General features: G+C 72.0%; 6 protein-coding genes and 2 pseudogenes. 2 read left to right on the forward strand and 6 right to left on the reverse strand.

Annotated features, from left to right (window positions below; all coding sequences use genetic code 11):
- From BJF79_RS28080 to BJF79_RS65850, 5 genes are all read right to left on the reverse strand, one after another.
- Positions 1–946, reverse strand: a 946-nt coding sequence (locus BJF79_RS28080; protein WP_143220226.1) for a sporulation protein, incomplete at its 3' end; no start/stop codon positions are given.
- A 104-nt stretch (positions 947–1,050) separates the two neighbouring features.
- Positions 1,051–2,358 carry a M16 family metallopeptidase gene (locus BJF79_RS28085; RefSeq protein WP_262402690.1) on the reverse strand — a complete coding sequence of 436 codons (1,308 nt, stop codon included), beginning with the start codon at positions 2,356–2,358 and terminating at the stop codon, positions 1,051–1,053.
- Between the two features lie 55 nt (positions 2,359–2,413).
- Complete coding sequence (locus BJF79_RS28090) at positions 2,414–3,673, reverse strand: M16 family metallopeptidase (RefSeq protein WP_075901867.1); 1,260 nt, start codon at positions 3,671–3,673, stop codon at positions 2,414–2,416.
- Between the two features lie 152 nt (positions 3,674–3,825).
- Positions 3,826–4,179, reverse strand: coding sequence for an STAS domain-containing protein (locus BJF79_RS28095; protein WP_075901865.1), 354 nt, complete (start codon positions 4,177–4,179; stop codon positions 3,826–3,828).
- Between the two features lie 124 nt (positions 4,180–4,303).
- Positions 4,304–5,056 carry a hypothetical protein gene (locus BJF79_RS65850; protein WP_316043456.1) on the reverse strand — a complete coding sequence of 251 codons (753 nt, stop codon included), beginning with the start codon at positions 5,054–5,056 and terminating at the stop codon, positions 4,304–4,306.
- Between the two features lie 340 nt (positions 5,057–5,396).
- Between BJF79_RS65850 and BJF79_RS28110 the strand changes: the two genes are divergently transcribed.
- Together BJF79_RS28110 and BJF79_RS28115 are read left to right on the forward strand one after the other, a co-directional pair.
- The gene (locus BJF79_RS28110; protein ID WP_316043457.1) at positions 5,397–6,230 is read left to right on the forward strand and encodes a helix-turn-helix transcriptional regulator; all 834 of its coding nucleotides are present in this window, start codon (positions 5,397–5,399) and stop codon (positions 6,228–6,230) included.
- Positions 6,227–6,513 (forward strand): annotated as a pseudogene (locus tag BJF79_RS28115) (DUF397 domain-containing protein). The gene BJF79_RS28110 and the pseudogene BJF79_RS28115 overlap by 4 nt, the downstream one beginning before the upstream one ends.
- Before the next feature lie 250 nt (positions 6,514–6,763).
- Here the strand turns inward: BJF79_RS28115 and BJF79_RS55950 are convergent.
- A pseudogene (locus BJF79_RS55950) lies at positions 6,764–7,291 on the reverse strand (serine/threonine protein kinase); the annotation flags it as partial.

Genomic DNA, 7,291 nt, shown 5'->3' on the forward strand with positions numbered 1-7,291 from the left:
GCGGGCGCTGGCCCGGTGCGGGCGCGGGGGGCGGGAACTGCGCGTTGCCGGGGGGACCGTAGCCGCCCTGGGACGGCCCGGCGGGCGGCGGCGAGTAGTTCGGTGCGCCGCCGGGCGGCGGCAGCGGAGCCCCGCCGGACGGGGACGGCGCGGGCCCGTGCGCGTGGCCCTGCGCGGCGGCCGGGGGCAGCGCGGTCGCGGCGTCCAGCCACTGGACGATCTTGCGCTGCCAGTCGGTCTCGGCGGCCTCGGCGTGCGGCACCTGGAACGCGCCGAACGAGTCGTCGGACGGGGCGGTGCGGTCTTCGGCGCGCAGCACGAACGCCATCGTGCGGGGGCTCGCCACGAAGCTGAGCCCGACCTTGCCGAGCCGTCCCCGGTACTGGGACGGCGGCGACATGTGGATTTCCTGGTGGAACGGCAGCTGCTGGGAGACGCCGCGCAGCCGCGACGACTCGAACGTCACGTTGCCGATCTTGAAGCCGAGCTGCGCGATCGCGGCGAGCACCCACTGCTGCGATTCGAGGGGCTCGACCGAGATCGGGTCGACGTCACCCGGGTCGGGCTGCCCGACCGCGTCGACCTCGGTGCACATCCCGATCGTGAAGCCGGGCAGCGTCCGCCCGAGGACGGTCGTGAACGGCAGCTCGTAGGGGAGCGGGATGGAGAACGCCAGGTCGCGCTGCTGCCCGGTCTCCAGCCGGAACGACCTGGTGAGCGCGCCCCGGTAGACCTCCGGCCCGGCGGTCTCGCCGCCGTAGCCGTTCTGCATGCGCGGCATCAGCGCGAGGGTGACGTGCCGGACGTCGACCGGACGGCCCCCGCCGCGCACGTGCACCGTGCCCGCGATCACTCCGCCGGGCTTGCAGTTCGGCTCCGACAGGATCGTGTCGACGGACGGCCCGCCGCCGCCCGCCATGCCCCCGTGGGGCTGCCCGTAGGACACCGGCCGTTCCTCTCTCGTGGCACAGGCGCGGATTCCCCGCACATGTCAGACGGAACGCGCCATTACGCGGTTTCACCCGACAACGGCACCCTAAGGGAAACGGGTCATTCCTTCGAGGTGACGGTGACAGAGGCGTAACCCAGTTTCTCCAGCGGTTCCCGGATCTGTTCGGCGTCGCCGACGGCGATCACGGTCAGCGCCTCGGGGTCGACGTGCTTGCGGTAGGTGCGCGCGACGCCGTCCGGGGTGGAGGCCCGCACGGCCTCCAGGTACCGGGTGGGGTAGTCGGCGCCGAGGCCGCTCGCGGACGCGTCGGCGAGCTCGGTCGCGATGGCGAACGGCGTCTCGTACTCGGCGGGCGCCCGGTCGGCCAGGGCCCGGACGGACGCGCCGTGCTCGTCCGCGTCGATGCCGCGGGACTCGATGCCGCGCAGCTCGGTGAGGGCGTCGGCGACGGCGTCGGCGGTGACCTCGGTGTGCACGGCGCCCTGCGCGACGAACAGGCCGCAGTACCGCATCCGCAGCAGCCCGGCGCGCATCCCGTAGGTGTAGCCCTTCTCCTCGCGCAGGACGGTGTTCAGCCGGGACGTGAGCCCGCCGCCGAGCACGTGCGCGGCGACCGTCAGGGACGGCCAGTCGTGGTGCGAGCGGTCGGGGATGCCGTGCCCGAAGCCGAGGTAGGTCTGCACGGAACCGGGACGGTCGACGATGACGATCCGCGGCGCCGACTCGGGCAGGACGGTGTCGGCCTGCGGGAGCGGGCCCTGCGTGCCGGTCCAGCCTTCGAGCGCGGTGGCGAGCGCGGCGTCGGCGTCGATCCCGGTGAGGTCGCCCGCGACGACCGCGGTGGCCTCGGCGGGCACCACGGACGCGTAGAAGGAGCGGACGTCGGCGCCGGTGAGGGCCTCGACCGAGGCGCGGCCGCCGCCGGTCGGACGGGACGCGCGCGCCTCGGCCGGGAACATCACGGCGCGCAGCTCGCGCATCGCGCGGGACGCCGGGCTCGCGTCCTCCTGCGCGATGTCCTCCAGCCGCTCGCGGACGAGCCGCCGCACGTCGGCGTCGTCCAGCGCGGGCCGCCGGACGACCGACGACAGCAGCTCCATCGCGGGGCCGAGCCGGGTCGCCGGGACGTCCAGCCCGATCCGCAGGGCGGCGAGGTCGGCGAAGGTGTAGAGGCTGGCGCCGAGCCGTTCGAACGCGGCGGTCAGCGCGGTGCCGCCGCCGGGCTCGGTGCCCTCCTGGAGGGCGCGGGCGGTGAGCGCGGCGACGCCGTCCTTGCCGGCCGGTTCGCGGCCCGCACCGGAGTGCAGCACCAGCCGGACGGCGGCGAGACGGCGGCGGGCAGGTCGCAGCGGAGCGTCCCGGGACCGGCCGGGACGCGGCCCGCGGCCGCGGCGGGGAACGCCCACGCCGGGACGGGCCCGGGGACGGGACGGGGCGCGAGGTTCAGGCCCGGGGTCTGCGTCACGACTGCGTGCCTCCGTAGGTCAGGGCGGTACGGGCGCCGGGCGCGAGCCAGCGGCCCGCCATCTCCTTGATCGCGTCCCCGGTGACCGCGGCGGCGCGGCCGGGGGCGGTGAAGACCCGGGCGGGGTCGTCGAACTGGGTGGCGTTCTGCGACAGCGCGTTCGCCAGCCCGGTGACCGTCTCGGTCTGCTCCAGGAAGCCGCGCTCGGCCTGGGCGGTGGCGCGGGCGGTCTCGTCGGCGTCCGGCCCGTCGGCGGCGAACCGGGCGAGTTCCTCGTCGAGCACCGCGGCGATCTTCTCCGGGTCGGGGCCGATCGCGTCGACGATCGCCAGGGACGGCCCGGACGCCAGCCGCGTCACGCCCGCCCACACCTCGGTGGCGATCTCGTCGCGCCGGACCATCCGGTCGTACAGCCGCGAACCGGACCCGCCGCCGAGGATCTCCACGGCCAGCTCGGCCGCCTCGGCGTCGTCGCCGCCGTCGGTCGGGAGCGGGAACATCGCGAAGTAGGCGGGGGAGGGGACCTCCTCGTCGAGGGTCTCGCCCCGGATCTCGCCCAGCGGGCCGAGGTCGCCGCTGCGCGCGGGCGGCTTCTGCGGACCGGACGGGATGCCGCCGAAGTACCGCTCGACGGCCGCGATCGTCTTCTCCGGGTCGACGTCGCCGACGACGGACAGGACCGCGTTGCCCGGCGCGTACCAGGTGGCGAAGAAGTCGGCGCAGTCTTCGAGGGTGGTGGCGTCGAGGTCGTCCATCGAGCCGATCGGCGTGTGCGCGTACGGGTGCCCCGTGGGGAACGTCAGCGCGCACAGCCGCTCGAACGCCGTCCCGTACGGCTGGTTGTCGTATCTCTGGCGGCGCTCGTTCTTCACCACGTCGCGCTGGTTGTCGAGGTTGGCCTGGGTGAGCGCGGTGGGCAGCGTCCCCATCCGGTCGGCCTCCAGCCAGAGCGCGAGCTCCAGGTGGCTGACCGGGACGGTCTCGTAGTAGTTGGTGCGCTCGAACGACGTGCTGGCGTTGAAGGAGGCGCCCGCGCTCTCCAGCAGCGCGGCGTGCTCGCCCTCGGCGACGTTCGCCGAGCCCTGGAACATCAGGTGCTCGAACAGGTGCGCCAGGCCGGTGCGGCCGGCCCGCTCGTGCCGCGACCCCACGCCGTACCAGAGGTTCACTGCGGCCAGCGGTACGACATGGTCCTCGCAGACCACGACGCGCAGGCCATTGCCGAGCGTGTGCTCATGCAGCGGCTGTTCTGCCACGGAGCGCTCCCGTCCGTATCGGTTGGCGGACAGCACCGCGCGCGTCGGCGGGACGGGCCCTTTCTGAACACGGCCGCGGGCTTGATCTCTGTGCCACCGTACCGGCTGCGCGGCCCCGCCGAATCCGACCGTCCGCGCCTGTGGATAACTTCTCAGGACGCCTGTGACCCGTGGGCCGCGATGGCGTCCTCCAGGGACGCGTGGAGCACGAAGATCTTGGTCAGCTGGGTGACGTGGAAGACGCGGCGGACGCGGTCGCCGACACCGGTGAACGACATCGAGCCGTCGCGGGCGCGGAGCCGGTGGTAGACGCCGACGAGCACGCCGAGCCCCGTGGAGTCCAGGAAGGTGACCTCGGTCAGGTCGATCACCAGGTGCAGGCCGCCGGCGTCGATGATGCCGAGCAGTTCCTCCCGCAGCCGGGGGCTGGTGAAGACGTCGATCTCGCCGCTGATCTCGACGACGGTGAGGTCTTTCTCCTCGCGGTGCGCGACGGCGAACTCCACCGGTGCTCCTCCTTGCGGTCGTCCCTGCCGGTCCTGCCTACCGGCTGTTACCGGGCATTCCCCTCGGAGCGTTTCATACCCGGATCATTCGGAATGTCCCCATGCCCTCTGTCCCCCGCGGCCCCTACAGCCCCTGCGGTTCCGCGCGGAACAGCGCCCAGACCACCTTGCCGCGCGCGAGGGTGCGCCAGCCCCAGCGGACGCTGAACGACTCGACGAGGTGCAGGCCGCGGCCCGTCTCGGCGATGTAGTCGGGCTCCTTGCGGCGCGGCGCGCAACGGCTCGCGTCCAGGATCCCGCAGAGCAGCCAGGGACCCTCGTGGACGAGCCGCAGGCGGATCGCGGACGGTGCGGAGCCCAGCGGGTCCGCGCCGCCGGCCGCGCCGACGGCACCGGAGTCGCCGGCGGCGTCGGCGAACGCGCCCGTCCCGAGCGTGTTCGATCCGTACGGACCGGAGGTGGCCGATGCGGTCGACGTGCCCGACCCGAAGGCGCCGCTTCTGTGCGCGTTCGTCCCGGACGTGTCCGTCCCGTAGGCGTCCGTCCCGTACTCGGTCGCCCCGAAGGGCGCCGCGCCGGACGCGTCCTCGCGGTGGACGGCGTCGCCTGTGCGGCGCTCGCCCGTCCATGCCCCGCCGCTGTGCCGCAGGGCGTTGGTGACGAGTTCGGAGACGACCAGGCCGACGTCGTCGGCGAGGTCCGACAGGCCCCACTCGTCGAGCCGGGACAGGGCGAAGTGGCGCGCGTCGGTGACGGACTCGGGGTCGGGCGCGACGGTGAAGGAGACCGTGGGACCGGTCAGTTCGGTCAGCGCCGCCAGGCCCCGGTCGAGGCGTGGGTGCAGGTCGGAGGACTCCGGTACGGGTGTCGAATGCACGGCATGGTCCTGTGGGCCTGTCGGCCCCACGACGGGGCCGAGCTCCCACCGTGTGTCGTCGTGCGCGTGGCGTGACGTCATTCCCGGGACCCCGCAGAGTGTTCTCGTTGTGCAGCCGTGGCTCGGAAGTCTCGTGCGTTATCCTGCGCATCGTAGCGTGCGAATGCAAGGCCCAATGCACGTGCATCCGGGTTGTGGGGGGAGTGAGACGACTTGGACGGGCCCTGTCGATCGGAGGTAACCGCAGGACACGGAGGTCAGTGGCACACTAGGTTCGCTGTCCGCCAGTGAAGCCGGGAGGTTGGGCGTGACTTCAGAGACGCCGGGAAGCGGATCGACCGTGCGTCGGATCCTGCTCGGGTCGCAGCTTCGTCGCCTGCGGGAGGCGAAGGGCGTCACCCGGCAGGACGCCGGCTACGTCATCCGCGCGTCGGAGTCGAAGATCAGCCGCCTCGAGCTCGGGCGGGTCAGCTTCAAAGAACGAGACGTGGACGACCTGCTCTCGCTGTACGGCGTCTCGGCGAAGTCCGAACGCGACGCCCTGCTGCAGCTTGCGCGGGAGGCCAACACCCCCGGTTGGTGGCACCGGTACAACGACGTCCTGCCCGGCTGGTTCCAGACGTACGTCGGTCTGGAGGAGTCGGCGGCGCTGATCCGCACGTATGAACTGCAGTTCGTCCCGGGACTGCTGCAGTCGGAGGGGTATGCGCGTGCGGTGATCCGCCTGGGTAACGCCGGTGCCGCGGAACAAGAGATCGACCAGCGCGTGGAACTGCGCCTGCAACGCCAGGAGCGCCTCACGGGCCCGGACGCGCCGCGCCTGTGGGCCGTCCTGGACGAGGGTGCGTTGCGGCGTCCCATCGGCGGTCCGGAGGTGATGCGGGGCCAGTTCGAGCATCTCATCGAGATGTCGAAGCTGCCCAACGTCACCATCCAGACGATGCCGTTCAGGTTCGGTGGCCACGCCGCCGAGGGAGGGGCCTTCTCGATCCTGCGTTTTCCCGAGCAGGATCTGCCGGACGTGGTTTACGTCGAGAACCTCACCGGCGCGATGTACCTGGACAAGCGCGACGACGTCGACACCTATCTGCAGGCGATGGAACGCCTCTGCGTCGACAGTGCGACCCCGGAACGCACCGTCGAGCTTCTTGGTGATCTTCTCAGAGAGACATGATGCTCCAGACCGATTACGGCCATTTCACGGCCGGTCAGAACGACTACTACGACAACGGGATGCCCGCGACCGCGCTCGAGGGGGCGCGCTGGCTGAAGTCCCGGCGAAGCAACTCCCAGGGGAACTGCGTCGAGATCGCCGAACTTCCCGGCGACCGCGTCGCGATGCGCAACTCCCGCCACCCCGAGGGCCCGGCCCTCATCTACACCCGCCCCGAGATCGAGCACTCATCCTGGGCGCGAAGGACGGCGACTTCGATCATCTGATCGTGTCCCGCAACTAGTCCGCACCCGGACTCGTACCCGCTACCGGAACCTCTCGAGACCGCAACCCAACCCCGCATGATCCCGCTCCCGGGATCACCCCCATGCGGTTCGTCGAAAGTGCAGGCGGGTCGGCAACGCAGTTCGTCGAACGTCGACCCGTCCGCCACGTGCAGGTTCCGGTGGCAGCAGGCAAAGGCCGCCCTGGCAGGCGGCCTTTTCTCGTGTCCGCGCGCAGTAGGCCGGCCGTAGCCTGTCAGCCGTAGTGGGTCAGCCGCAGTTGCCGTAGGACGAGACGCCGCCGTTGCCCCCGAACCGGACGCACACGCCCGGCGCGTGCACGTAGACCGGACCCGCGTACCACGCGAACGACCCGCCGTCGGAGACCTGGCTCCCGCCCTGCGCCTGGACGAACGTCGAAACGGACGAGTTCTTCCCCACGTTCTGGGTTTTCATCGTCACCGCGCAGTTCTTCTTCGTCGAGTTGCTGTAGAGCAGGTAGGCGCGTCCGCCCGACACCGACATCGAGCGCAGGACCGAGTAGCCGCCGCCGCACGCCTGCTGCGGCGTGTACTTGTTCGCCGGTTCGGGCTCGGGGTCGGAGCCGCCGCCCCCGTCTCCGCCGCCTCCTCCGGTGCCGGTCCCGGTTCCGGTGCCGGTGCTCTGCCCCGGCGTCGGCTGCGTGCCGCCCCCGCTGCCCGGCTTCTCGGACTTCGTGCCTTCCGTCGGCTTCGTGTTCTTCGTCTCTTCGACGGACCGGGCTTCGCCGACTTGCCGTCCGCCGGTTCCTGCGTGGGG

Origin of the sequence: Actinomadura sp. CNU-125, assembly GCF_001942465.1 — a bacterium.
In the GTDB taxonomy this organism is placed as follows: Bacteria; Actinomycetota; Actinomycetes; order Streptosporangiales; family Streptosporangiaceae; genus Spirillospora.